This is a genomic window from Rothia sp. 27098_8_29 (assembly GCF_041432785.1).
GTDB lineage: Bacteria > Actinomycetota > Actinomycetes > Actinomycetales > Micrococcaceae > Rothia > Rothia mucilaginosa.
Genome location: NZ_JAPWAI010000002.1, coordinates 41,616 through 67,222, shown reverse-complemented (window position 1 = coordinate 67,222; position 25,607 = coordinate 41,616). Strand labels below are relative to the sequence as shown.

Annotated in this window: 19 protein-coding genes, 1 tRNA gene and 1 other RNA gene; 8 read left to right on the top strand and 13 right to left on the bottom strand. The window is 60.2% G+C overall.

Features of this window, described 5'->3' with window-relative positions; genetic code table 11:
• Positions 1-122: 122 nt before the first annotated feature.
• From O3649_RS05330 to O3649_RS05315, 4 genes are all read right to left on the bottom strand, one after another.
• On the bottom strand, positions 123-893 hold the full coding sequence (locus O3649_RS05330; RefSeq protein WP_012904204.1) for a heme ABC transporter ATP-binding protein: 771 nt from the start codon (positions 891-893) through the stop codon (positions 123-125).
• Positions 890-1,969, bottom strand: coding sequence for an iron ABC transporter permease (locus tag O3649_RS05325; RefSeq protein WP_005507200.1), 1,080 nt, complete (start codon positions 1,967-1,969; stop codon positions 890-892). The genes O3649_RS05330 and O3649_RS05325 overlap by 4 nt, the downstream gene beginning before the upstream one ends.
• On the bottom strand, positions 1,969-3,132 hold the full coding sequence (locus tag O3649_RS05320) for a hemin ABC transporter substrate-binding protein (protein WP_070688263.1): 1,164 nt from the start codon (positions 3,130-3,132) through the stop codon (positions 1,969-1,971). The genes O3649_RS05325 and O3649_RS05320 overlap by 1 nt, the downstream gene beginning before the upstream one ends.
• Positions 3,133-3,316: 184 nt before the next feature.
• The gene (locus O3649_RS05315) at positions 3,317-5,689 is read right to left on the bottom strand and encodes an HtaA domain-containing protein (RefSeq protein ID WP_070688261.1); all 2,373 of its coding nucleotides are present in this window, start codon (positions 5,687-5,689) and stop codon (positions 3,317-3,319) included.
• A 237-nt stretch (positions 5,690-5,926) separates the two neighbouring features.
• Here O3649_RS05315 and O3649_RS05310 point away from each other — a divergent pair, with 237 nt between their 5' ends.
• Positions 5,927-6,589, top strand: coding sequence for a heme oxygenase (biliverdin-producing) (locus O3649_RS05310; protein WP_371573126.1), 663 nt, complete (start codon positions 5,927-5,929; stop codon positions 6,587-6,589).
• Between the two features lie 139 nt (positions 6,590-6,728).
• Here the strand turns inward: O3649_RS05310 and purL are convergent, their stop codons facing one another.
• The 7 genes from purL to O3649_RS05275 all read right to left on the bottom strand — a co-directional run bounded on the left by purL (position 6,729) and on the right by O3649_RS05275 (position 17,127).
• Positions 6,729-9,047: a phosphoribosylformylglycinamidine synthase subunit PurL gene (gene purL, locus O3649_RS05305; RefSeq protein WP_371573124.1), complete on the bottom strand. Its 2,319-nt coding sequence runs from the start codon at positions 9,045-9,047 to the stop codon at positions 6,729-6,731.
• Positions 9,048-9,072: 25 nt separating this feature from the next.
• Entirely contained in the window at positions 9,073-9,885 is an 813-nt protein-coding gene (gene purQ / locus O3649_RS05300; RefSeq protein ID WP_005507195.1) for a phosphoribosylformylglycinamidine synthase subunit PurQ, read from the bottom strand.
• Between the two features lie 5 nt (positions 9,886-9,890).
• A complete protein-coding gene (gene purS / locus O3649_RS05295; protein WP_005507194.1) occupies positions 9,891-10,142 on the bottom strand; it encodes a phosphoribosylformylglycinamidine synthase subunit PurS in 252 nt (83 codons plus the stop codon).
• A gap of 223 nt (positions 10,143-10,365) precedes the next feature.
• Positions 10,366-11,319 (bottom strand): 3-methyladenine DNA glycosylase, encoded by a 954-nt coding sequence (locus O3649_RS05290; RefSeq protein ID WP_371573121.1) that lies wholly within the window; start codon positions 11,317-11,319, stop codon positions 10,366-10,368.
• A 117-nt stretch (positions 11,320-11,436) separates the two neighbouring features.
• The gene (locus O3649_RS05285) at positions 11,437-12,732 is read right to left on the bottom strand and encodes an aspartate kinase (protein WP_005509257.1); all 1,296 of its coding nucleotides are present in this window, start codon (positions 12,730-12,732) and stop codon (positions 11,437-11,439) included.
• Positions 12,733-12,933: 201 nt separating this feature from the next.
• A complete protein-coding gene (gene recR, locus O3649_RS05280; RefSeq protein ID WP_371573119.1) occupies positions 12,934-14,103 on the bottom strand; it encodes a recombination mediator RecR in 1,170 nt (389 codons plus the stop codon).
• A 180-nt stretch (positions 14,104-14,283) separates the two neighbouring features.
• On the bottom strand, positions 14,284-17,127 hold the full coding sequence (locus tag O3649_RS05275; RefSeq protein ID WP_371573116.1) for a DNA polymerase III subunit gamma and tau: 2,844 nt from the start codon (positions 17,125-17,127) through the stop codon (positions 14,284-14,286).
• A 240-nt stretch (positions 17,128-17,367) separates the two neighbouring features.
• Here O3649_RS05275 and ffs point away from each other — a divergent pair.
• The 3 genes from ffs (at position 17,368) to O3649_RS05260 (ending at position 18,407) form a co-directional block, all read left to right on the top strand.
• Positions 17,368-17,464, top strand: an RNA gene (gene ffs / locus O3649_RS05270) — signal recognition particle sRNA small type.
• A 411-nt stretch (positions 17,465-17,875) separates the two neighbouring features.
• A tRNA-Ser gene (locus tag O3649_RS05265) sits at positions 17,876-17,964 on the top strand.
• A gap of 119 nt (positions 17,965-18,083) precedes the next feature.
• Entirely contained in the window at positions 18,084-18,407 is a 324-nt protein-coding gene (locus O3649_RS05260; RefSeq protein ID WP_005507186.1) for a type II toxin-antitoxin system VapB family antitoxin, read from the top strand.
• Positions 18,408-18,532: 125 nt separating this feature from the next.
• Here O3649_RS05260 and O3649_RS05255 read toward each other — a convergent pair whose 3' ends face one another.
• Both O3649_RS05255 and O3649_RS05250 read right to left on the bottom strand, forming a co-directional pair.
• Positions 18,533-19,228, bottom strand: coding sequence for a TetR/AcrR family transcriptional regulator (locus O3649_RS05255; protein ID WP_005509262.1), 696 nt, complete (start codon positions 19,226-19,228; stop codon positions 18,533-18,535).
• 109 nt (positions 19,229-19,337) lie between these two features.
• On the bottom strand, positions 19,338-20,390 hold the full coding sequence (locus O3649_RS05250; protein ID WP_371573115.1) for a hypothetical protein: 1,053 nt from the start codon (positions 20,388-20,390) through the stop codon (positions 19,338-19,340).
• Between the two features lie 234 nt (positions 20,391-20,624).
• On the opposite strand from O3649_RS05250, the gene O3649_RS05245 reads away from it, so the two are divergent.
• From O3649_RS05245 to O3649_RS05230, 4 genes are all read left to right on the top strand, one after another.
• Positions 20,625-21,353, top strand: coding sequence for a queuosine precursor transporter (locus O3649_RS05245; protein WP_049327351.1), 729 nt, complete (start codon positions 20,625-20,627; stop codon positions 21,351-21,353).
• 107 nt (positions 21,354-21,460) lie between these two features.
• Positions 21,461-22,915 carry an amino acid permease gene (locus O3649_RS05240; RefSeq protein WP_371573113.1) on the top strand — a complete coding sequence of 485 codons (1,455 nt, stop codon included), beginning with the start codon at positions 21,461-21,463 and terminating at the stop codon, positions 22,913-22,915.
• Positions 22,916-23,148: 233 nt separating this feature from the next.
• Entirely contained in the window at positions 23,149-24,654 is a 1,506-nt protein-coding gene (locus O3649_RS05235; protein ID WP_371573111.1) for an amino acid permease, read from the top strand.
• Between the two features lie 345 nt (positions 24,655-24,999).
• On the top strand, positions 25,000-25,512 hold the full coding sequence (locus O3649_RS05230) for an acyl-CoA thioesterase (RefSeq protein WP_371573109.1): 513 nt from the start codon (positions 25,000-25,002) through the stop codon (positions 25,510-25,512).
• Positions 25,513-25,607: the final 95 nt, after the last annotated feature.

Genomic DNA, 25,607 nt, shown 5'->3' with positions numbered 1-25,607 from the left:
TTCCAGAACGGAGATTTAATATATACGAATACTGGCATATTTTGATGTGGAAAGTGTTTGCGGAATGGGTCGCTAACGCCCCATAAAATCAGCGCGTCAGCAAACTCAACGCTCCGGCAGAATCAGCGTTCCGGCAGAATCAACAAACGATTCGTCACCGGATGCCTCAACACCTCAATCGGATGCTGATACACCTCAGACAACAACTCCGCCGAACACACCTGCTCAGGGGCACCCGAAGCAACCACCTCACCACCACGCAACAACACCATACGGTCAGAATACGCAGCCGCCACATCCAAGTCATGAAGCACCGTCAACACCGCAGCACCCTCAGCAGCCAACTCACGGCTCACCCGCAACGTCTGCTCCTGATGCGTAATATCCAACGCCGCAGTCGGCTCATCCAAAAGAATTAGCGGAGTCTGCTGAGCAAACACACGCGCCAAATGCGCACGGCCACTCTCACCACCGGACAGAGTCGTAATATCGCGATCCGACAAATGAGTCACCGACGTACGCTCCATCATCGAAGCAACCACGGCGTCATCCTCTTCAGCGCGCTCCGTGCCCTTCCACGGGGTACGGCCCATCTGAACCACCTCATGCACCGTGTACGAAAACGCCACATTCAACTTCTGCAACAGCATCGCACGCTGACGAGCCATCTGACGGGCAGGAATCGAACCCAGAGGGGTGCCATCCAACAGAATCTCACCGCCACTGGGCGCAATATCACCAGCAATCACACCCAACAGAGTCGACTTACCGGCACCATTAGGACCAATCAGCGACACAACCTCGCCCGCAGCAACCGACAGAGACACGTCATTCAAAATCTGACGCCCACCAGCGTTAAAACACACACCGGACAGGCTCAACAACTCACTCACGAAGCACCTCCGCCCTGACCCAGGGAACGACGCAACAACACGAAGAACGTCGGGCCGCCCACCAAAGCCGTAAAAATACCAATCGGCAAATCAGCAAAAGGCACCAGCGTACGCGCACCCAAATCAGACAGCGCAATCAACAGCGCGCCACCCAACGCCGAAGCCGGCAACAACACACGATTCGACGGACCCAAAATCATGCGCAACAGGTGAGGAATAATCAGACCAATAAACGCAATAATGCCCGCATACGCCACCGCAGCACCCGTCAACAAAGCCGTCGCCGCAATAGACACCGCACGTAGGCGCTCCACGTTCACGCCCGAATGCTGCGCCGCACGCTCACCCAACGCCAGAACATCCAGCGAAGAAGCCATCACAAAACACGCTACCAAGCCGATCAGAATAACCGGCCATACGCTCGCCACAGCCTTCCACGTGGAACCGTTCAGCGAACCCATCTGCCAGAACACAATCTGATCGCGGCTCGTCGTATCAGCAATAAACATGAGGAACGCAATAATCGCATTCGCCACCGCAGTCACCGCAATACCCGTCAAAATCATCGACAGGACCTTCGCACGACCCGAAGAACGCGACAGGAAATACACCAGCGCAGTAGCCGCCAACGCACCCACAAACGCGAATGCAGGAGTCGTGAAAATACCGAAGAACTGCAGGTTCAACACAATCGACAAACACGCGCCAACCGCCGCACCCGAGGAAACACCAATCACGCCCGGCTCAGCCAACGGGTTACCAAACACCGACTGCATCACCGCACCGGAAGTACCCAAAGCGGCACCCACCAGCACGCCCAACAGCACACGCGGGAAACGGATATTCCACAGAGTGCTATCCGCCAGCTGCATCGCCGGGTTCTCCGGCGCAAGACCCAGGCGGCGGCCCACAGAAGCAACCACCTGATCAGTCGGGATATTGTACTGACCCAAACCCGCAGACAGCACCATCACAACGCACAGTGCCACCGCCAAAAACGTAAACGTCAGACCGGCACGACGCCGACGTGAAGCACGATAATCCCGCGCACCCGCCGCACTCTTCACGGCAGCCACTACTGGCCTCCCGCAGGAGTGGAGTACGCAGCCTTAGCGAGCGAGAGCAACACCGCCGGAGTATTCGGGCCATAGGACAGAATCTGGCCGTCACCCATATCGATAATGCGCTTATTCTTACCGGCAGTCGTCTCACCCACACCCGGGCGAGCCAAGAAACCATCCAAACCGCCGGTGGACTTAATGCCGCCGCTCATGGTCAGAATGACGTCCGGGTTCAGCTTCACCAGCGCTTCACTGGTCGCCGGAATAATATTCGTCGCGTTCTGCTCAGACGCCACATCTTTGCCGCCAATAGCCTGAATCAAATCGTCAGCGCCCGAACCCTTGCCGAGCACGAAGAACACGCCAGCGGTACCGCGCACGTACAGGAATGCGAACGACACCTGCTGTGCACCCTTCGGGGCGACGTCCTTGAGCACCTGCAGGACATAATCCAGGTCCTTCTGCACGCGGGCAGCAACCTGCTCGCCCGCCTCCGGGACACCCAGCGCCTGCGCAACAGCCTTGAGCTGCGGAATGATCTTATCCATACGACGCTCATGATCGAAGACCACCACGGTCACACCCGCAGCGCGCAGCTGATCCACAATCTCAATCGGGCCGTTGCTCTTATCCCACAGCACCAGGTCCGGGGAGGTCGCCAGAATCGCCTCAGCGTTCAGGTCATGACCGTTCTGGGTCACCAGCGGCAGATGAGCCAGCGACTGCTCAGTCGAGGAGGTGACACGACCGACCAGGCGACCGCCCAGACCCAGCGCAATCATCTGCTGAGCCAGAGTGCCGTACAGGTCCAGCGCCAGCACACGGTCAGCGGACTTAACGGTCACCTCGGTGCCGTTGAAGTCCTTGAACGTCACGGGGAAAGCCGGAGTGGGGGTATCGACCATCGGCTGAATTTCGGGGGTATCTGCGGCGCTATTGGGGCCACGCAGAGCCTTCTGATCAGGGGCAATAGAAGAACGCAGCTGATCGGCAAGGTTCTCCAAAACGGTGCGGGTGCTCTGCTCATCCACCACAGCCTGCGAAGTGCTTGAAGAAGCGGCCGGGTTCTGAGTACCCACACCGCAAGAGCTCAGCAGAAAAGCGGAAGTGATGGAGAACGCTGCATACTTCACTGCATCGCGGCGGTTCAGGACAGAAGAAGAAAGGGAAGAAAACATCGTCGTCTCGCAGAAAAAAAGGAAGCTAGAAAAACTGGGGTAGGCGCCGGGGTAAAACCTGGCACCTGAAGCGGGGGTGCAGTGAAAATCTGCACCCCCGCACGGACCGTGTCGGCTCACCGGTGAACCTCATGGTTGAGTCTCACGGGCGAGCCGACAGCGTGGGCATCCTCGTGAGGTGCCGTTATGCCTTCTTGCGGCGGCGAGTGTACACGACGGTACCCGCACCGGCTGCAACAGCGATGAAGCCTGCAACCAGGGTGCCCTCAACACCGGAGGCGCCGGTGGAAGCCAGAGGCTTGCCGGTGACCGGGTCGCAACCCTCACCCTCGTAGACGGTCTCGGACACGGTCTTGGTGGTGGTCTTCGCGCCGTTAATCGCCGCGGAGAAGCTCAGCGGAGCCATGTCCTTACCGGCGTCGTAGAAGCCAGCGAACGCCTTCGCACCCTCAGCGGTCAGGGTGGTTGCTGCACCGTTGACGCTCACAGCGTCAGCGGAGCTCTGCAGACCCGAAAGATCCACCTTCAGCAGTGCCACCTCACCGTAGTTAGTTGCCTTGCCGGAGGGGTCATTGCTGTTCATGGTCGCGTAGAGAGTGCCGGAATTGCCGTTAATCTCAAGGCGCGGGTTCGCAATGGTGGTGTCCAGAATGCCGTGGTGACCGGTGAAACGAACCGAACCACTGAAGGAGATGGAACCCTTACCGCCCTTGAAGGTGCCGGTGCCGTTAGACCAGTTGAACGCATCCGAAGAGTAGGAGGTGCCGTTCAGCTCCCAGCTACCGTTCGCGATGCCACCGCGCACGTAGTTGCGGAAGGAGTCACGCACGCCCCAGCCAAGGTTTGCGCTCTTAATGGTGCCGTCGGATGCGCCCTGCTCCTGCACCTCGCGGGTGCGGGTGACGGGTACGCAGACCGGCTGTGCCGGGTTGTTGCTGACAGAACCGTTCGAGGAGGAACCGCCGTTAGAGACGCTACCGGAGGTGCCTGCCGAACCATTAGAACCGGAGCCGTTAGCGCCGGAGTTATCGGAGGAGTTCGAGGAGCCGTTATCGGAAGAGCCGTTCTCAGAACCCTTGTTATCGGAGGACTTGTTTTCAGAGATGCGGGGAACCTCAACGGTGTTCTCCGCGGTCTGCTCGCTGAGCTTTACGGAGAAGCTCAGCGGTGCCATGGCGTTGTCGGCACCGCGGTACTGGCCGGCGAAGAGCACGTCAGAACCTTCAGCGGTGAGCGCGACTGCTGCGTTCTGCGCCGAGAAAACGCCGTCCTTCACGCTCGCGCCGGAGAGGTCCACCTCGGCGATAGCCAGGCCGGTCTTGGAAACGGACTTGCCGTCGCGGGTCAGCGCGTCAACGTCAGCGACCAGGGTGCCCTTGCCGTTGACGACGACCAGGCGCATGTTCTTGATGGTGCTCTTGAGCTGACCATTGTGGCCGGTGAACTCTGCGGTGCCCGCGAAGTTGATCTGACCGGTCTTGGTCTCGGGGTTGTACACGCCGGATGCCTGAGTGTACTTGAAGCCGCCAGCTGCGGTCTTCTCCATGCCCTCAACGTTCACGGAGCCGTGCGCGAAGCCGGTCAGGTACTTCAGGAAGGACTCGCGGATATCCCAGCTGAGGGTGCCTGACTCGACGACGTTGCCGGTGACTTTTTCTTCACGCTTGGGCTCGGTGGTTGCGGCGGGGGAGGAGGGGGCCGCGGAGGTGGGGGCTACGCTCGGCGCTGCAGAAGTGGGCTCGGCGGGCTTGGGTGCCTCGCTGGTCGGTGCGGAGGAAGGCTCGCTGCTCGGCGCAGCAGTCGGCTCTGCGGTCGGCGCAGCAGTCGGCTCGGCGCTGGGTTTAGTGCTGGGCTCAGGGCTCGGCGCGGGTGCTTCCTTGGTCACGATGGTTGCGGAGAAGCCGAGTGCATCCAGCTCCTGACCCGCCTTGTAGAAGCCCGCGAAGGCGCCGGTTGCCTCTTCGGAAAGCTTGACGCGGGTGCCGTTTTCCTCGTCAACGCTGGGCAGGGTGATGGTGTTACCCTCAACCTTCAGGCCGGAGGCGTTGAAAGTGCCGAGGGTCATGTTCTTGGTTTCGACTAGGTCGTTCGGGGTGGTGTTGCCGTTGTAGGGGCGCGACTGAACGTTGGCGCGCACGGTGCCCACGCCGTCCTTAATGGTGACGGAGAGGTCGGAGATGATGACTTCCAGCAGACCGTGGTGTGCGGTGTAGTGAATCGAGGAGCCGGTGAAGGTGACCGAGTATTCGCCGTTGGCTACGGTGCCTTCGGCGGAGGTGAAGTGGTAGGAGCCGTCTTCGTTGGTGGTGACGCCGGTCAGTTCCTGGGAGCCCTGGGAGAAGGCACCGTTGATGTAGGAGCGGAAGGACTTCTTCAGGCCCCAGTTGACGGTGACGTCCTGCAGGCTCTGCTCTGAGGCTGCGGTTACCTCACCGGCGCTGATGTGGGAGTTGGTTTCAGCTGCGAAGGCTGCGGGTACGCCGGCGACGCCGCTGAGGCCGATGGTTGCTGAAGCCAAGAACGCCCAAGTGCGCTTGGTGAGAGAGGGGGTAGACATTCGGTGTCTCCTTGAATTTTGTGATTGTGGTGTTCGTATCAAGTCTAGCCCTATTAGCCTATGTTTGTGTAACTTAATGCCTAGGGTGACTTGTTCATAAGGTTTACCTTAGCAAATTTTTTATGAGAACTATTGCCAAAACCGGTTTTTGGTGACAATATGTCATTAACAGGTTTTGGTGACATGGTGTCACTAAAACATTTATTGTTCACCCACAAGCCACTTTAGGAACTCACCATGACTATTACCGCCCCCGCAACCACCCAGGAACGCTTCTCCGCACGCCTGAAGGAAAGCACCAAGCACGTCCACGACAACGCCGAACACTCCACCTTCATGGAAGACCTCATGGGCGGCTCCCTCAACACCGAGGCATACCTGCGCCTCATCAACCAGTACGTGCACATCTACGAAGCACTCGAGGCAGTCTCCGAACACTACCGCGCAGAAACCAGCCCCATCACCGAACCCTTCACCCACCCCGGCCTCGACCGCGCAGAATACATCCGTGCAGACATCCGCGCACTCGGCCAGGAAGGCGACATCGACGCGCCCCTGCCCGCAACCGCAGAATACGTAGAGCGTATCCGCGCCACCATCAACTCCCCCGAACGCTACCTCGCACACCACTACCTGCGCTACCTCGGTGACCTCTCCGGCGGCCAGGCAGTCGCAGCGCTCGTCAACCGCCACTACGGCATCCCCGCCGAAGCGCTGAGCATGTACCGCTTCACCGAACTGCCCAAGCCCAAGGTCTTCAAGGACGGCTACCGCGAACTGCTCGACAACGCACCCCTGACCGACGAACAGCGCGAAGCCCTCATCGAAGAATGCATCGAAGGCTTCCGCATCAACGCCTCCCTGTTCGCACAGCTGGGCCGCAAGGTCGCCGAGGTATAAACCCAGAACGCGCATAAACAGAACGCCTCAACGCACAACCTCTCACCGCTCAACGCACAAGCCAGCGGGCATAACAAAAGGGGCGGATGCTTTCACAAGCATCCGCCCCTTTCGGCGTTAGTCTCAAACTAGTCGAAGACTAGCCCTTCGCAACCTCACCGAAGTAAGAAGCGAGAGTACCCTCGTGAGCTGCACGCAGCTCATCCAGGTCAATGGAAACCTCATCCTGGAAGTCCAGAGCGTTCGACGCAGCATCCACCACACCAATACGTGCGAAGGGGAACTGGCGAGCGGTGCACATATCCTTGAAGCGCACCTCCTCAGAACGCGGAACCGAAACCACAACGCGGCCCAGGGACTCCGAGAACAGTAGGGTGAACAGGTCCACGCCGTCACGCTCAGCAACCTCACCCAGACCAATGCGGGCACCGGTGTTGAAACGCAGGCAAGCCTCCGACAGGGCCGCAGCCAGACCACCAGCAGACACGTCGTGTGCGGCATCAATCATGCCGTCACGAGACATGTTCATCAGCATGTCACCCAGCTGACGCTCCAGAGCCAGATCAACCTTCGGCGGCTGACCGCCCAGGTGGCCCTTGAAACGAGCCCACTCGGAGCCGTCCAGCTCATCGCGAGTGGTACCCAGCAGATAGATAGCCTGACCGTCATGCTCAGGAGCCCAACCCGAAGGGGTGCGGCGGGTGACGTCATCCATCACGCCCATCATCGCCACCACGGGGGTCGGGTTAATGGCCTTGCCACCGGTCTGGTTGTACAGGGACACGTTACCGCCGGTCACCGGAACACCCAGCTCCATGCAGCCATCAGCCAGGCCGCGAACAGCCTCAGCGAACTGCCACATGACGTCCGGATCCTCGGGAGAACCGAAGTTCAGGCAGTCAGACACAGCCACAGGGCGTGCACCAACGGTCGCAACGTTACGGTACGCCTCAGCCAAGGACGCGCGAGCACCCTCGTACGGATCCAGGTAGGTGAAACGCGGGGAGGCGTCGGTCGCCAGAGCAACACCGAGGTTGGTGTTCTCGTCCACGCGCACCACGCCGCCGTCGTCCGGCATGGACAGGGCGGTGTTGCCCTGAACGTAGCGGTCGTACTGGTTGGTGATCCAGGACTTGGAGCACATGTTCGGGGACGCCATGAACGCCTTGATTGCCTCGCCCAGCTCCTTACCGCGCGGGCGGGAATCGTCGGCAGCCGAACCGGTGAAGTGGTTAGCCTGAACGTCATCCTGCCACTCGGGGCGTGCGTAAGGACGCTCGTAGGTCGGGCCGTCGTGCGCGACGGTGCGGGGGTCAACATCCACGATGACCTCGCCGTCCCACTCGATGACCAGGCGGCCAGAGTTGGTGACCTCACCGAGGAAGGAGTACTCCACGCCCCACTTGTTCATGATCGCTTCGAAGCGCTCCACGTTCTCGGGGGAGACAACAGCCATCATGCGTTCCTGAGACTCAGACATCAGAATCTCGCCCGGGGTCAGGGTGGGGTCACGCAGCAGAACCTTGGTCAGGTCGACGTGCATGCCGCCCTCACCGTTAGAAGCCAGCTCGCTGGTTGCGCAGGAAATACCCGCAGCACCCAGGTCCTGAATACCCTCAACCACGGAGCCCTTGAACAGCTCCAGGCAGCACTCAATCAGAACCTTCTCAGCGAAGGGGTCGCCCACCTGAACGGCAGGACGCTTCGAGGGCTTGGTGTCATCGAAAGACTCGGACGCCAGCACCGACGCACCGCCGATGCCGTCGCCACCGGTGCGTGCACCGAACAGAACAACCTTGTTGCCCACGCCCGATGCGTTCGCCAGGCGGATGTCCTCGTGACGCATAATACCCACAGCCAGTGCGTTGACCAGCGGGTTTGCCTGGTAGCAGGAATCGAACTCAACCTCGCCGCCGATGTTCGGCAGACCCAGGGAGTTACCGTAACCACCAATACCGGCAACCACGCCGCCAATAACGCGGGCGGTGTCCGGGTGATCAATCGCGCCGAAACGCAGCGGATCCATCACAGCAATCGGGCGTGCACCCATGGAAATAATGTCACGCACAATACCGCCCACACCGGTCGCAGCACCCTGGTAGGGTTCCACGTACGAGGGGTGGTTGTGGGACTCAATCTTGAAGGTAACAGCCCAGCCGTCACCAATATCGGTCACACCGGCGTTCTCACCGATACCGACCATCAGGTCCTTCTTCATCTCATCGGTGACCTTCGCACCGAACTGCTTCAGATGAACCTTAGAAGACTTGTAGGAGCAGTGCTCGGACCACATGACCGAGTACATTGCCAGCTCAGCCGCGGTAGGACGGCGACCAAGAATCTCCTTAATGTCCTCGAACTCGTTCTCCTTCAGACCCAGTTCAGCCCAGGGGAGTTCGGTGTCCGGGGTTGCCGCCGCGTGCTCGACGGTGTCGAGGTTAAACTGCTTTTCGCTCATAACTTCTTAGAATCCTTGTCGTGCGTTAGCGGGCGTTAATCAGGTTGGCAAGAACGGAGGTGAACACGCCGAGACCATCGGCGCCACCGCGCAGAGAAACCTCACCAAAACCGGAAGAGGAAGGACCGAAGCCGGGCTCCACAGCGTGCTCCGGGTGCGGCATCAGACCGACCACGTTACCGCGCTCATTGCTGATACCAGCAATGTCATTACGGGAACCGTTCGGGTTGAAACCAACGTAGCGGAACACCACGCGACCCTCAGCCTCCAGCGCCTCCAGAGTCTTCGGGTCAGCAACGTACTGACCGTCCTGGTTCTTCAGAGGGACAACAATCTCCTGGCCTGCAGCGTAATCGCTCGTCCAGGAGGTGGAGTTATTCTCAATGCGCAGAACCTGGTCACGGCAAATGAACTTGCGGTGATCGTTCTTAATCATCGAACCGGGCAGCAGGTGAGACTCAGTCAGAATCTGGAAACCATTGCAAATACCCAGAACAGGCAGGGGAGCGGAACCGGAGGTACCAGCAGCGTTAGCGGCATCAATCACCGAACGCATCACGGGAGCCTTCGCAGCAATAGCGCCAGCACGCAGGTAGTCACCGTAGGAGAAACCGCCAGGAATAATGACGGCATCAACGTTCTTCAAATCAGCGTCGTCGTGCCACAGCTCAACGACGGTACCGCCAGCCAGACGGACAGCACGCGCAGCGTCACGGTCATCCAGGGTGCCGGGGAAAGTCACCACGCCAACGCGTGCGTCAGCGAAAGCGGGGTTCGGGGAGTAGCTAGAGAAGTCGCCAACCAGGGGGACTTCAGTGGGTGCGAGGGACTCTGCCATAGGTATTAGTCCTCCAGAACCGAAACGTTCACAACGTCTTCGATGACGGGGTTCGAGAGCAACTCTTCAGCAGCCTTGCGGGCAGCCGCGAGGTGCTCCTCGGTTGCCTCACCCTCGACGGTCAGCTCGAAGCGCTTACCCTGGCGAACATCAACGAAGGAATCAACGCCGATACGGGGCAGCTCGTGAGAAATAGCCTTACCCTGCGGGTCAAGAATTTCGGGCTTGAGCATAACATCAACAACAATACGGGCCATGTGTGGGCACTCCTTGGGTGCGTGGGTTCTGTATGAGCCGTATCTCATTCTACCCCAGTACAGCGGAAAGTGAGATGACGAGACCACCAATTACCAAATAGAGAGCCCCAAGTCACCCTTTTCTCACGCGCTGGGCACCAAACCCACAGGCCACAGCGCCAAAAACGCAACTGGCCCCCGCCACCAACCAGCTACTCACCGCACGGTCTACTCGCCGCTCAGCCTACTCACTACTCAGCGGCGGCAGGTAGCGCTCGCACACCTGCAACAGGCGCTCACGCAGCTCAATCGAACGCTCCGACAGCTCACGCTGAATCCGCACGTACTCGGCCTTACCTTCGGTGGTCTCCACCGGAATCGGCTCGTATCCCCAGCTGCGAATATCGTAGGGGGCGGCGCGCATATCCAGTTCGCGCGCATCCCACGCCAGGTCGAAACAATCCATGACCAGGGTCGAATCAACCAGCGGCAGCAACTTATACGCCCACTTGTACACGTCCATATTCGCGTGCAGGCACGCGGGCTGCTCCAGGACGCGCTGCAACTCGCGGGTCGGCTGCAGTTCGTTCATCGGTGCCGCCTGCGGCATGAAGAAACGGAACGCATCAAAGTGCGAGCAGCGGATGCGGTGCTCCTCCACCACGCGGTCCGTACCCTCCGCGCCCAGGCGCAGTTCCAGGTAGCCGTGGCGGATGTTGTTCTCCACTGACTTGTACGCCATCGCCCACTCATGCATGCCGAAGCAACCAAACTGCCCCTTCTTCGCGGCGGTGTTGCGCAGGATCTCGTGGGTGAAGGCGAGGGCGGTAGCGCGGCGCTCCACAAAATCGGTGACGTCCACCGTGACGGCGGAGGCGGCATCCGCCTGGGCACGCGCCACCTGCGGGGCGCAGCCAGCGTCAAGGAGTTCCTGCTCGGTTGCGGGCCGGTAGAAACGCCATGAGGCGCGCTCGGGTGCATCCAGCAGAATGACGCCGGCGCCGGGGTGCCAGCGCTTGAACTGGCCGGGCTTGAGCGTGTAGTAGGTGAAGAGGAAGTCTTCCACGGGGTGCACTTCGTGGCGGGCGCGACGCTGCGCAAACGGGTCGGCGTATCGGCCGGCACGCGCCTCATGCGCCGCCTCTGCGGCACTCCATTGACGGGCATCCATCACCTGGGAAAACACAACACTACTCATGCTTCTAGGGTAGAGCACCCGCACGCCCACAAATGCATCGATAAAAGGGAGGGGCGGCGCCGGATCAAACCAGCACCGCCCCTTACCGAAGCGTACAGCTCACAAACGAGCTAAACCCTAGCGGCCAGTACCACCGTAAACAGTAGCCTCGCCCTCAGCGTCCAGACCGAACGCAGTGTGCACCGCGCGAACAGCCTCATCCAGCTTGCTCAGCTCAGTAATCACCGAAATACGGATCTCAGAAGTCGAAATCATGTCAATGTTCACGCCAGCGTTAGACAGCGCCTCAAAGAAAGTGAACGAAACACCCGTGTTAGTCTTCATGCCCGCGCCAACCAGCGACAGCTTACCAACCGACTCGTTGTAAATAACCTCCTGGAAACCCAACTCAGCCTGCGCAGCCTTCAGCGCCTTCAGCGCAGCATCGCCCTGAGCCTGATCCAGAGTGAAGGAAATATCGGTCACGCCGGGGCGGTCGGTGGGAACGTTCTGAACGATCATGTCCAGGTTCACCTTCGCCTCGTTAATCAGGCCGAACACCTTAGCGGCCGAACCGGGAACGTCCGGAACGCCAACAACGGTAATCTTTGCGCGGGTGCGATCGTGCGCGACACCGGAAATCAGGGGCTGCTCCAAGGGAATCTCCTTCAGATGAATGGGGGTCAGTTCCGCGGACTCCTCCGGAACCACGATAGTGCCTTCAAGGTCCGAGAACGAAGAACGCACGTGAAGCTTCAAGTTAAAACGACGAGCATACTCGACGCTACGCAGGTGCAGAATCTTTGCACCGTTCGCCGCCATCTCCAGCATTTCCTCGCTGGTGATGGTATCCAGCTTGTGCGCGGTCGGCACGATGCGCGGGTCGGCGGTGAACACGCCGTCCACGTCCGAGTAAATCTCGCACACATCGGCGTTCAGCGCGGCGGCCAGCGCAACGGCGGTCGTATCGGAACCGCCGCGGCCCAGGGTCGTAATGTCGCCACTCTGACGGTTCATGCCCTGGAAACCAGCAACAATCGCGATATTTCCGGCCTCGACGGACTCACGGATGCGATCGGGGCGAACCTCCACGAGGCGCGCCGAACCGTGCACGCCGTCGGTAATCATGCCAGCCTGCGAACCGGTGAAGGACTGCGCCTTAGCGCCCAGGTCGTTAATGGCCATCGACAGGACGGCGGTCGAAATGCGTTCACCGGCGGTCAGCAGCATGTCCAGCTCACGCGAGGGAACGACATTGCTGGTGACCTCTGCGGCAAGGTCGAGCAACTCATCGGTGGTGTCGCCCATAGCGGACACCACGACGACCACATCGTTACCTGCCTTCTGAGTGTCCACGACGCGGCGGGCAACGCGCTTTACGCCCTCCGCATCAGCTACGGAGGAACCGCCGAACTTTTGGACGATCAGGCTCATAGAATTCTCCAGGTCAGTTACTTGTGTGCCACCGGCAGACGCCGGCTCCTCATTTATAGTAGACGGCGTTCAGTACAAGCGGCGAACTGTGCACCCGTATGTATTGCCCCGTGAAATATTACGTAGTGTTACACGGTGGCGATGCAGGGTATGGAGGCGAAGGCGCGGAGGCGGGCACAGCAAGCCTGAGAGGGCTGGTTTCTAGGTCCACGGGTTCACATAAGTGACACCCGGCAGTGGCGGAACATCCGGCTTCGGGGTGCGCAACGGGGCGTTCTGAATCGAGCGGATCTTCTCCTCATAGTCGGGGGTGCGGAACACTTCCGGAGCATCCTCCGCCTGCTCGGTTGCGGGTGCCTCAGTGGGTTCGGAAGCGGGTTCGGAGGCGGCGCTCGCCGGAGCCGTCTCGCCGGAGTCTTCGCCCAGGTCAGGGGCGGATTCTGCTTCTGTGGCTTCAGACGTAGAGACCGCACCAGAATTGGCAGGGGAGCCCTCAGGGCGGGATTCCTTGTCGCCTGATTCCTCAGCCTCCTGGAGGACCTGCTCAATCAGTTGCTCATCTACCGTGCCCTGCACACCCTCAGTGGCGGGCGTCGCCGGGGCGGAAACGGCAGAATCCTCAGAATCCAGGTCATCAAACATGCTCGAATTCCAGCGGCGACGACTCTGCTTTGCCTCCTGAGCCTGAACCTGAGCCGCCTGCTCACGGTCCTGCTCCTCCTCGCGGTTCACGCGCTCAAAATCCTCGGCGGCAGTATGAGCCACCGCCGTGCCCTCGCTAATGACGCGGCGGCCCTCCAACGCACGGCCCAGGGTAATCTCGTCCGCGTACTCCAGGTCGCCACCGACCGGAAGACCCGACGCCAGGCGCGACAGACGCACACCCAGCGGCACGAGCATACGCGAGAGGTAGGTTGCGGTTGCCTCGCCCTCAAGGTTCGGGTCCATCGCCAGAATAATCTCCTGGATACGCTCATCCGCCAGGCGGGACACCAGCTCACGAATACGCAGCTGCTCCGGGCCCACACCCGCCAGCGGGTTAATGGCACCGCCAAGCACATGGTAGCGGCCGGTAAAGGAACGGGTGCGCTCAATCGCCACCACGTCCTTCGACTCCTCGACCACACACAGCACGGACGGGTCGCGGCGCTCATCACGACAGATTGTGCACAGCTTCGTCTCGGAGACGTTACCGCACTCCTCACAGAAGCTCACGCTGGTCTTCACCGTGGAAATGGCGTTGGCTAGGCGCGCCATATCGGCAGCATCCGCATTCAGAATGTGAAAAGCGATGCGCTGAGCCGACTTGGGGCCCACACCCGGCAGGCGGCCGAGCTCGTCAATGAGGTTTTGAACTGCTCCCTCGTACATGGCTTCTCCTTCAGATGCGGTGCGTTGTGCTGGTGCGTTGGTGCGCTTGTTCTTGGGCGACGTTATGAGTATGCACCCAACCCCTGACAGTTTAGGGGGCGTTTCGCGTAGCGAGTATGCGGCTGGAATGAGTGCGCCCGCCATCGGTGCGATGGCGGGCGCGGCACCTACAACCCCGGATTAGGGCTGGTGCAGGGGGCGTTCGTCAATGACGGTGCCACCAATAATTTTTTCGATAGCGCGCAGACCGATGAAGGTGCTGTTTTCGACCTTCTCATCATCCTCAGAGACGTAGTCCTCATCGGATGCGGCGCGTGCCGGGCGAGCCGGTGCCGCCGGTGCGTTAGGAGTCGGCGCGTTAGGAGTCGGTGTGGCAGGTGCGTTAGAAGTCTGCGCTGCGGGCTTCTCATCGCTTGCCGGAGCAGTATCAGCCGCAGCCGCCTGCGGTGCCTCTGCCAACGGACCAGCCGGCGCGAGGGGTTCCGCCGGAGCAACCGGAGCAGCGAGGGGACCAGCAGGCTCAACCGGAGTAGCAAGCGGACCAGCCGGTGCTACAGGCTCAGCAGGCATTGCGGGTGCTGCGGGCATTGCGGGTGCAGTGGGTGCCTCAACTGGTTCAGCATAGGTAGGCTCATCCTCAAAAGGGGGCTCCTCCTCATACGGAGGTTCCTCCGCGTGAGGGGGCTCCTGCGAGAACGGGGGTTCCTGTGCATGCTGGAGTTCAGAGGCATGCTGGGGTTCCGGGGCGCTCTCCTGCTGCGGAACTCCACTACCGGAGGCAGCAAAGGAATCACGCTCACCAAAACCACCCGTCGGAGCAGTCGGAACCTGCTGAGCTACCGGGGGCTCAGTCGCAAGCGGACCAGCCGGAGCCTGCGGCGCAGCCGGTACAGCCGGGGCAACCTGCTGAGGTGCTTCCTCGGGGGCGCTCTGCGGAATCGGGGCAACTTCCCACGCGCCCAGAGGCGCATCCACGCTCGTGGACTCGGGGGTGTTTGCGCCGGTCAGCGGCTGACCGTGGCGACGCCACGCATCCTCACCGCCGCGCGGTCCATCTGCCAGAGGCGCCGGCTGAGCGGGCTGCGGGGGAGTCTGCTGAACGGGCCGCTGAGACGCCTGCGGGGCAACAGCCGCCGGAACTGCAGGCTGCGCTGCGGGAGCACTGGGCGCTGCGGACTGAGCAGCAGGCTGAGCTACGGGCTTGACTTGCTCACCGGGCTTCGCCACCTGAGCGTGAATGGTCACCTGACGGCGCAAGAACTCACTCACGCGGGCGGTCAGCTCGGGCACAAAGCCCTTGACCGCGCGCAGAGTCGCAATGTCGGCGCTCACGTACAGGGTTGCGCCGTCCATGCGGGCGGGGCGAACCTTCATCAGCTGCTCCGCCGCACCGGGAACGCTCATTCGGTTAAGAATGGCACGCCAATTACCCTGAACCGCCGCCAGCGGATCGTTCGGGTCAAGCTTCAGAGGCGCGGAGGGGGCACCCGCCGCAGCTGCTGCAGGAGAGGCCGGGACATTCGGCGCCTCCGGAGCATGAGGTGCCGTCGGGGTGTTACCCGCTAGGGGAGCACCAGCCGCAGGCACCTGCGCGGCCGGTGCCAGAGGTGCAGCACTAAGGGGCGCACCTGCCAGCGGGGGAGCACCCGCGCTGGCATGCTGAGAACTGCCCGGCTGAGAGCCGCTCTGCTGAGGGGCAGACTGCGGGGCAGTCGCCTCCTGAACAGAGGCGCTAGGAGTCTGCGCATTAGGTGCCTGAGTCTTAGGAGCCAGGCCAGCCGCCGCCATACCCGCCGCACGAGCAGCAGACATGCCACCCTGCGCCGGACCAGAACCAGCAGCACCAGAAGCCACGCGGCGCTCCAAAACTTGCAAGCGAGAAGCCAACGCCGCAACCTCCGCACCACCAGCAGAACCCTCCGCCGCAGGCAGAAGCAGACGAGCACACAGCAACTCCAGCTGAAGCTGCGGATTCGCCGCACCCGTCATACCATTCAGAGTCTCATTCGCCGTACCCGCAGCAACCGTCAGCTCACGCTCACCCAAAGCCTGAGCCTGCTGGCCCAGGCGCTCCAACTGATCCTGCGGAACACCCTGCAAAATCTGGCCGGCAGCCTGCGGAACAGCCTTCACCACGATCAAATCACGCAGACGCTCCAGCAGATCCTCCACAAAACGGCGAGGATCCTGACCGGTAGCCACCACACGAGATACCGCACCAAAGAGAGTCGGTGCATCCTTCGCACCCAACGCCTCAATGACCTCATCCAGAAGCTGCGCGTGGGTATAACCCAGCAGCGCCACCGCACGGTCATACTCAATACCGTTCTGCGAAGACGCACCAGCCATCAGCTGATCAAGAATCGACAGCGAATCACGCACCGAACCGCCACCAGCACGAATCACCAGCTGTAACACACCAGGCTCAACCGGCACCTGTTCCTGATCGCACAGGCCCTGCAGGAACGGCAGAAGAACCTCCGGCGGAACCAAACGGAACGGGTAATGGTGAGTACGCGAACGAATCGTACCCAGCACCTTATTCGGCTCAGTCGTCGCGAAGATAAACTTCACGTGCTCCGGCGGTTCCTCCACAATCTTCAGCAGCGCATTGAAACCCTCACGGGTCACCATATGTGCCTCATCAATAATGAAGATCTTGTAACGGTCACGCACCGGTGCCAAAGTAGCGCGCTCACGCAAATCACGGGCATGATCCACGCCGCCGTGGCTCGCCGCATCCATCTCAATCACGTCAAGAGAACCGCCACCATCACGTGACAGCTCACGGCACGAATCGCACACACCACACGGAGTAGGAGTCGGACCCTGCGCACAGTTCAAGCAACGCGCCAAAATACGCGCCGACGTGGTCTTACCGCAACCACGCGGACCCGAAAACAGGTACGCGTGATTCACACGGTTCTTCTCCAGGGCGACCATAAGAGGTTCGGTCACGTGCTCCTGCCCAATAACCTCAGCAAAGGTCTCGGGGCGATAACGACGATAAAGGGCAGTGCTCACGGCAACCTCTTCAACTCGGGGTGCGGATAGGACAATCCCTACCATTTTAGACGCTTTACCCCCAGCCCGAGTGGTCGGCAGTCACCGGCGAACACGCTGCTACAGCACCCCAGCACAACACCGCCACCGTGACACCTACTATGGGCGCTCACCCGGACGCTTACCCGAGTGGCATGTACGCCCACAGAAATACTGCAGACGCGCCGAATTCCCAAGAACTCAAAAATCCGGTACACTGGTTCTTGCCTCTTACGTGGCGTTATCTTGGAAAACTCCCCCAGGACCGGAAGGTAGCAAGGGTATTCGAGCTATGACGGGTGCGTAGGAGGTTTTTTCATGCCCAAAATCAGGTAGATGGGCAGTTCGCACCCGTCATATGCACTGCGTGCCCGCTCCGCTGGCGCTCCGCGGCTTCGGATCCGGATTCCGCCTCTCTAGAGCTCGGCGGCTTCGACGCAGGATTTATTACCTCGCGCGCTCGGAATCCTGCGCCTCAGTTCGCTCGCTCAGAATCCTGGGTTTCAGCGGTTGCGTAGGAGGTTTTTTTCATGCTCAAAAACGGGTACCTGGGTAGCTTGCACCCGTCATATGCACCGCGTGCCCGCTCCTCTGGCGCTCCGCCCAAAAACAGGGGCACAAGCATCCACAAATGTGCTTTCTGTTACTTTTTCCATCCAGGGCTTGCGTGCTTCGCAAAAGCGTAGTAAAGTTTTATTCGTTGCCTACGCAATGCGTAGAAAACATAGCTGGAGGATTCGCCTAGCGGCCTATGGCGCACGCCTGGAACGCGTGTTGGGTTAACAGCCCTCGGGGGTTCAAATCCCCCATCCTCCGCCACCGATCCCCGGTCTTAGATTCTAAGACCGGGGATTTTTTATGCCCCTTGGTACTATTTCTTCAGAACCCCACGGTTACACGTGCCGCCGAGGCGCCCCATACCTGCAGAAAGCACCACCATGATCTTCAAAAAAGTAGGCGACAGCCGCCCCTACCCCCAGCACGGCATGACCCACGCCGACTGGGGAGGAATCCCGCCGCAGCAGGTACGCCTCGACACCCTCATCACCACCCAAAAAACCCTCAACCTTGAGACCCTACTCGCCGAAGACTCCACCTTCTACGGCGACCTCTTCCCGCACGTGGTCAAATGGGGCGGCGAACTCTACCTCGAAGACGGCGTGCACCGCGCGCTACGTAACGCCCTGCACCGCCGCGCCGTCATGTACGCGCGTGTACTGGACCTGGACTCCATCTCACCGGCGCTACTGCCCGGCGCGTAAAAACCCACCCGAATACAGAAAAAGCCGCGGACCGATGCAAAGAAGCATCAGGTCCGCGGCATTTTTGTGACGTATAACTGAGCTACGTTCCGCGGTTCAGGTTCCACGGTTCAGAGGTGCCACGCTTAGGATGCGACCTTCAGGCCCGCCTCCTGCACCGGGGATTGCTCCGGCAGGGACTCCTCGGAATCCAGGCGAACCGGGTTGCCCTCGGCGTCAAAACGCGCGCCCAGGCCCATCTGAATAAAACGGATAGTATTCAGAATCTGACGCTCGCGGGTCTCCTCATCCGGTGCATCCTCGGCACGACCGGCGCTTGAGGAGAGGGAACCGTGCACGAGCATCGCCAGTTCGCGAATGTCGTTCTTCGGAATGTAGTTCTCGGCAATGGCGGCAGAAAGAATATGCGCGAGCACCATCTGTAGCTCGTGAACGTGCTTGCCGAGCTTCGCGTAGGACTCGGGGGAGAGCATGGAGCGCATCGCAGGGCCCGGAGGCAGGTGGCGGCGCGCCAGGTCGTTGATCTGCAAGCGAATGTAGACCGCGAGCTGGTCAATCGGGTTTTCGATGCCCTCCAGGCCGACGCGCAGCTCGTTGAGGAAGCGTTCGGTCTCGTCCAGGGCGTAGGCGACCAACAGTTCGCCCATGTCGGCGAAGTAGTTGTAGACCGCGGTGCGGCCGATACCGGCGTTCTTGGCGACGTCGGTCATGGTCAGGCCGGAGAGGCCGCGGTTGTAGAGAATCTCGCCGAAGGAGTTGAGGATGGCGCGCTTGGTGTTTTCGCGCTGGGCGGCGTTGGTTGCTGCAGAAATACGAGGCATAGTGACACTCTACCCTAATACGTCATCAAATGACGAATGTATTGAATGTGTCACCAAGAAATTTGCCCAATCCATGCGAATTTTCACAAATATGACAGAACGACCGGCACTACAAGAAGCCCAAACGCGTAGCAGCCGCCAAATCAGCACCCACCAACGACGCAATCGGATACCCCGTATGGCCACGCCCCGGAGTCACCTGCAACAAAGTCCGCGCCCCCAAACCCTCGTAGAACGCACTACCCTCCTGCACCGCAATCCGCGCCGACCAACTCCCCTCAGAACTCGTCGCCATACGCCGACGAGCCGACGGCGAACGACCATCCAGCACACCCACATGCCAGCTCATCAACAGATGCTCATGCGAGGAAGGATTCAACGCAGCCTGTTCACGCACCCGCACGGGCACGCCGTCAGCGCCACCGCCACCGATAAAGGTGGCGCCACCTCCACGAATCCAGTCAATATCGTGCGACAGCAGCTCGTAGCTGAGAAACTCCGCACCACCCGAATAGCCCGCAAGCCAGACGCGGCTCATATCCACCTTGTACGCCAGGGCAATCTCCTCAATGAGGGCGCGAACCATCCTGCCGTTCGAGCGGGCACGAACCCACCAGTTATAGGTCAGCGGAGGCGCACAAGAATCACCATCGGCCAGGCGCTGCTCCCGCAGGCTACCCGGCGACAGCACCGGCACGGACAGCATGTTGAACTCAGCCGCCACCTGCGCCAGCTCGGCACGCAACGGGGAGGTGCGGCGCAACAGGCGGCTACCCACACGGGAGAGGTGGTCACCATCAAAATAGAACAGCACACCGGGCGCAGGCTCAGACTCGAACAGAAGGTTCAGGTTATCGACCCGATAGTAGATATTGCGCCCGCGATGCGTAAACGATCGGTAACCGAGCAGCTCAGACGAAGCCAGAAGCACTGGCTCTAGCAGGGAAGCTCCGGTGCGCACAGCCTGCGCCGCATAGGTGAACAGCGGATGCAGACGCGGAATATGCGCGCTCAGCCGCCGCTGGTTACGGTGCCGCCGCCTCCGCACCTGCTGTGAAGACCCCCGTACCGACCGCCGAAGCGAGGCGCGTAGCGCACGCCCCGCCCCCAGCAGGGATACCACCTGCTCAGTGCGGTGAATTCCGTGGCCCAGATTCTTCATACATTTATTGTAAATGTGCGGTCAGGAAGGCTGGCGGGGTGGTCATGAGCGTCCACACTCTTGAACGAAGCCCGTAAACCTGCCGCCGCCACGGCATATAGGTACTATTAGATAGGCTCGGGTGGCAGACGAGCCGGTGAGTAGCGCCCTGCATAGTGCACTCACCCACCACACGTGAGGGCTCGTACCTTGCGTGAAGAAACACATCGCATGAAGAAAGACTTGGGGAAAGTAATGGCTAAACCCGTTAGCGAATCTAAGGCTCAGACGAGCACCGTCAAGGTGCCCTGGGCTGGTCGCCGCGGCTACTTTGATCTGCTGCTGGGCGCATCCTGCGTCATCCTGATCATTTCGAATATTGGTGCAACTAAGGGCGTGGAGTTCGGTCCCCTGCCCTTCGAACTGCCCCTCATTGGTAACACCATCGTCACCGACGGTGGTTTCTTCCTTTTCCCTCTCGCCTACGTTATTGGCGACCTTCTTTCTGAGGTGTACGGCTTCAAGCGTGCCCGCCGCGCGATTGTGGCCTCCTTCGCCTCAGCCGCTTTTGCTGCCCTGTGTTTCCTGCTGATCGTGCACCTGCCCGCTGCGAGCTTCTACACCGGCCAGGAGGCGTTCGCGCAGGTTCTCGGCCCGGTCTGGCAGATTTTTGTGGGCTCCCTGCTCGGTTACCTCTTCGGTCAGACCCTGAACGCCTGGGTCATGGTGGCAATGAAGAAGGCAAGCAAGGGCCGTTTCCTGTGGCTGCGTATGATTGTCTCCACCCTGGTTGGTGAGCTGCTTGATACCGTCATCTTCTGCTCCATTGCGGCACCGGTGCTCGGCATCGACACCATGGAAGCATTCATCAACTACGTACTAATCGGTTATATCTACAAGTGCCTGGTCGAGGTGATCCTCATGCCGATCAGCTACCCGATTATTGGTTGGTTCAAGCGTCACGAACTCGAGTACGTGGCATAAGCTAACCTCCTGACAGCTGATGTGCAGAGCCGCCCGGCCTAACGACCGGGCGGCATTGCCATTTCAGCTTTATTCAATACACAGCATGTCTAAGAAAGAGATACGTTATGTCTAAACTGCAGGGGAACACCCCCGAGCAGTCGGAGAAGAACGACTCGTTGAATCGTTCCCTCTCCCACGGCCAGTTGACCATGATTGCGATGGGCTTGGCGCTGGGTACGGGCCTGTTCCTGGGCTCCTCCTCCGCCATTAAAATTGCGGGCCCCGGCGCAATCCTCTCTTACGCTATTGGTTCGATGATTGCGGCAACCATTGCTGCGTGCGCGGGCGAAATGTCCGTGCGTCACCCCGTCCAGGGCGGTTTCGGCACCATTGCCAGCCGATACCTGAACCCCTTTAGCGGCTACCTGACTCGCTGGGCGTATTGGGCGTGCACCGTGCCGCTGGCCGGTGCTGAGCTGGTGGCGGTTGGCCACTACATGGCGTACTGGTTCCCGGACGTTCCCCTGGCTGTGTTCGTCGCCCTCTTCGGTGCGATTATTCTGGTGCTGAACCTGGTGAGCGTGAAGTCCTTCGGCGCCCTGGAGTTCATGCTCTCTTCGATTAAGGTTTCTGCCGTCATCGTGTTCATGGTGATTGGTGTACTGCTGGTGTTCGTGGGTCTGCCCGGTCACGCTGCGGCGGGTACCGCAAACCTCGTGAACGACGGCGGCTTCCTGCCCAACGGCCCGGCATCCATCTGGATTTCGATGGCTGTTGTCATGTTCTCCTTCGGCGGTGTGGAAATGATTTCCCTCTCCGCAGCGGAGGCGAAGGACCCGGCACGCTCGGTGGCAACCAGCGTGAAGGCAATGATTTGGCGCCTGTCCACCTTCTACGTGGTGTCCATGGCAATTATTCTGTGCCTGGTGCCCTGGCAGACCGCCGCACAGAACTCGGAGCTGACTGAGTCGCCGTTCGTGCTCGTCTTCTCTGAACTGGGTATCCCCTTCGCGGCGGACATCATGAACTTCGTGGTGCTCGTTGCTGCGCTCTCTGGCGCTAACGCCTCCCTGTACGCGGCAACCCGCCTGCTGCACGCCCTGGGCTCTGACCGCATGGCTCCCCCAGTGGCTGCCCGCACCTCCTCGCGCGGCGTGCCGGTCGTGGCTCTGCTCATCTCCTTCACCGGCGTTGTCGTGGCGACCGTGATGGCTGTTGCCAAGATTGGCGACATCTTTGCCCTGCTCATGGCGCTGGTGACCCTGTGCATCCTGATCGTGTGGATCATGATTCTGCTGACCTACCAGGCGTACAAGAAGGACCAGAAGGACGCCTCCTCCTTCACCGTGCTGGGTGGCCGCGTCACCGCAGGTCTGGCTCTGGCGGGTGTCCTGGCGACCCTGGCGGCAATGTTCATGCTGCCCGGCTCGGGTGTTCAGGAATCCATCATGGTCGGCATCGTCTTCTTCGTGCTGATTTCTATTGGCTACGCCATCTCGTCGAAGGTTAAGGGCGGTTATGAGCGCCCCGATTTGGACGCTATGCACGCCGATGAGAACACCAACGCGGCACAGCACTAAATAGCGTGAAAGCCTCGCGAGGCTAAAACATAAGAAGGCACCGGATGGGGGAGCACCCCCGTTCGGTGCCTTTTCGCTTCTGCGCTCTAGACGGCGCCGTTCTGAGCGATGTGAGTGTGCCCGTAGAATAGTTAACTATTCGTACCCGTCAACGAGGCTAGAAGCCGCAGAAGCCGGGTGCGAGCACACATTGCACATCACGCCCCTAAGGCGTACTGACGGAAGGCACCTTCGTGTCCCACAACGACGATACCCGCAGCCACGCTGCAGCGGGGACCGCCGGATCGCGCACCCTGAAGCGTTCTCTGTCCCACGGACAGATGACCATGATCGTGATGGGTTCCGCGCTCGGTACGGGCCTCTTCTTGGGTTCGGGCACCGCCATTGCGATGGCTGGTCCCGCAGTCATTCTCACCTACGCTATTGGTTCTGCGCTCGCTTCGGTGATTGGCGCGGCAACCGGTGAAATGGCGGTTCGCTACCCTGTCCGCGGCGGTTTTGGCACTATCGCTACCCGCTATCTGGGCCCTTTCGCGGGCTTTTTGACTCGCATCGCATACTGGACGGCTACTGTTCTGATTGCTGGCGTTGAGCTGGTGTCGGTGGCGACTTACCTGAATTATTGGTGGCCGCAGCTTCCGCTGTGGGCGGGTATTGCCGCGTTTGGTGTGGCGCTGATTGTGCTGAACCTGACCAGCGTGAAGTCTTTTGGCATGCTGGAGTTCTTCCTGTCTTCGATTAAGGTCATTTCGATTATTGCCTTCCTGCTGGTGGGCCTGTGCCTGATTTTCTTCGGCCTGCCCGGTCACGCCGCGGTGGGTACCGCAAACCTCTTCAACGACGGCGGCTTCATGCCGAACGGCCTCCAGTCGGTGTGGCTGTCGCTGGCTGTTGTGATGTTCTCCTTCGGCGGTATTGAGATGATCTCGATCTCTGCTGCGGAGGCGAAGGACCCCTCCCGTTCGGTGCGTTCCTCGGCGAAGGCGATGATGGTTCGTTTGGCGACCTTCTACGTGCTGGCGGTCCTGATTGTTGTGGCTGTTATTCCATGGCGTTCGGCATCGGGTCTGGGCGACGCTGTGGATGCTTCCCCGTTCGTTCTGGTCTTTGAACAGCTCGGTGTTCACGGTGTGGCACACTTCGTGAACTTTGTGGTGCTGATTGCGGCGCTGTCGAGCGCGAACGCGAACCTGTACGCGGGTGCGCGTCTGCTACACTCGTTGGCGGCTGACGGTATGGCGCCTCGCCAGCTGGCTCAGGTGAACCGTGCCGGCGTTCCGGCTCGTGCGGTGTGGCTGTCGACCAGCGGCATGGTCATTGCTATTCTGCTGGCGCTGTACAGCCCGAAGGAAGCGTTCCTCTCCATGATTTTTGTGATTATGGTGTGCGCGCTGACCGTGTGGGTTCTGATTCTGTTTGCTTACATCGTGTACAAGCGTGTTGAGCCTGCAACCAATGGTTTCCGCCTGTGGGGTGGCCAGTTCACCGCGGCGGTTGGCGTTCTGCTGCTCTTCGCGGTGTGGGTTGCGCTCTTCATGGTGCGCGGTTCCATGGTTCCGGCAATTGTGGGTGTGGGCTACTTTGTGGTGCTGAGCCTGCTGTACTTTGCTCGTATCCGCCACACTCACGTGATTGATGAGCAGACCTTCGTGGAGGCTCAGCAGGCAACTGCCGAGTATGACGCCATGAAGTACGACGCTGATCATGCCCTGGAGACTGCGGCTAAGCTGGGCCGTTAAGGTTCTGCAGCTGCCGGGAGGGTCGGTGTTGGGGCCTGCAGAGACTCCAACACAGTAATAAACGAAAAATACGGAAAATTTCTGGAATTCCTCGTAATAAAACCGTAAAAATGCAGTTGGCCCTCAGGACGGGTCTATCATGGACAGTGAACCGTATGATCTTGTATGCGTTCAAATGTCTGTGTGTTGGATGAGGCTCGAAAGCATCGTAGCTTTCGAGCCTCATCGCTTTAACTATCAAATATATTTCTAGCCCCCGAATCATTATCAGCTGATTCATTTGTTGTACCTTGCGGATTTGTACGAATAGCCGCCTCACAGCGGTGGGGGAGTAGAGTTAAAACCATGCAAAGCCACGAAAAGAACCGCGAAAACACCCCCGCCTCTGAGGTCGGTACCACCGACGAACTGCTGGTGCACGTACCCGCACGCTGGGGCGATATGGACGCCTACGGGCACGTCAACAACGTTGCCATCCTCTCGGTCATGGAAGAAGCCCGCGTGGCGCTCTTCGGCCCACCGCCCTCCTCCGGGCAGAAGCCCACCGTGGCACCGCAGCCTCCGATTCCGCTTTTCGACCTGGTTGCCGAGGGCGTGCAGGCGCTTATTGCCGAGCACGGCATCCGCTACCTGGCTCAGCTGCCCTACACCGGTGAGCCCGTACCCGTGCGCCTGAGCGTGGAGAAGGTCAGCGCCGCATCCGTGCGTATTGGCTACTCGATTCTCTCCCCGGTGGACGGCCGCGAATGCGTGCGTGCCTTTACCATGCTGGCGTTCTGGGATTCGGTTGCGGGGCGTTTGACCCGTCTGAGCCCCGAGCAGCGTGAGCTGTTGAGCTCCTACCTGCCGCAGAAGTAGGGGTAGATACCGGCGCTCCGCTGTAATAAACCGAATCTTGAACGGGGTTAAGCGTATGCTTTAAATACCTTCTGCAAAGGGTGCAAAAGGTTCAT

What these genes read in the sequence shown, in the direction of transcription:
- purQ (WP_005507195.1), bottom strand. Translation starts at nt 9,885, where the DNA reads ATGGCAGAGTCCCTCGCACCCACTGAAGTCCCCCTGGTTGGCGACTTC.
- O3649_RS05245 (WP_049327351.1), top strand. Translation starts at nt 20,625, where the DNA reads ATGGCTAAACCCGTTAGCGAATCTAAGGCTCAGACGAGCACCGTCAAG.
- O3649_RS05315 (WP_070688261.1), bottom strand. Translation starts at nt 5,689, where the DNA reads ATGTCTACCCCCTCTCTCACCAAGCGCACTTGGGCGTTCTTGGCTTCA.
- purL (WP_371573124.1), bottom strand. Translation starts at nt 9,047, where the DNA reads ATGAGCGAAAAGCAGTTTAACCTCGACACCGTCGAGCACGCGGCGGCA.
- O3649_RS05250 (WP_371573115.1), bottom strand. Translation starts at nt 20,390, where the DNA reads ATGAAGAATCTGGGCCACGGAATTCACCGCACTGAGCAGGTGGTATCC.
- O3649_RS05260 (WP_005507186.1), top strand. Translation starts at nt 18,084, where the DNA reads ATGATCTTCAAAAAAGTAGGCGACAGCCGCCCCTACCCCCAGCACGGC.
- O3649_RS05255 (WP_005509262.1), bottom strand. Translation starts at nt 19,228, where the DNA reads ATGCCTCGTATTTCTGCAGCAACCAACGCCGCCCAGCGCGAAAACACC.
- O3649_RS05230 (WP_371573109.1), top strand. Translation starts at nt 25,000, where the DNA reads ATGCAAAGCCACGAAAAGAACCGCGAAAACACCCCCGCCTCTGAGGTC.
- O3649_RS05320 (WP_070688263.1), bottom strand. Translation starts at nt 3,132, where the DNA reads ATGTTTTCTTCCCTTTCTTCTTCTGTCCTGAACCGCCGCGATGCAGTG.
- purS (WP_005507194.1), bottom strand. Translation starts at nt 10,142, where the DNA reads ATGGCCCGTATTGTTGTTGATGTTATGCTCAAGCCCGAAATTCTTGAC.
- recR (WP_371573119.1), bottom strand. Translation starts at nt 14,103, where the DNA reads ATGTACGAGGGAGCAGTTCAAAACCTCATTGACGAGCTCGGCCGCCTG.
- O3649_RS05285 (WP_005509257.1), bottom strand. Translation starts at nt 12,732, where the DNA reads ATGAGCCTGATCGTCCAAAAGTTCGGCGGTTCCTCCGTAGCTGATGCG.
- O3649_RS05290 (WP_371573121.1), bottom strand. Translation starts at nt 11,319, where the DNA reads ATGAGTAGTGTTGTGTTTTCCCAGGTGATGGATGCCCGTCAATGGAGT.
- O3649_RS05310 (WP_371573126.1), top strand. Translation starts at nt 5,927, where the DNA reads ATGACTATTACCGCCCCCGCAACCACCCAGGAACGCTTCTCCGCACGC.
- O3649_RS05240 (WP_371573113.1), top strand. Translation starts at nt 21,461, where the DNA reads ATGTCTAAACTGCAGGGGAACACCCCCGAGCAGTCGGAGAAGAACGAC.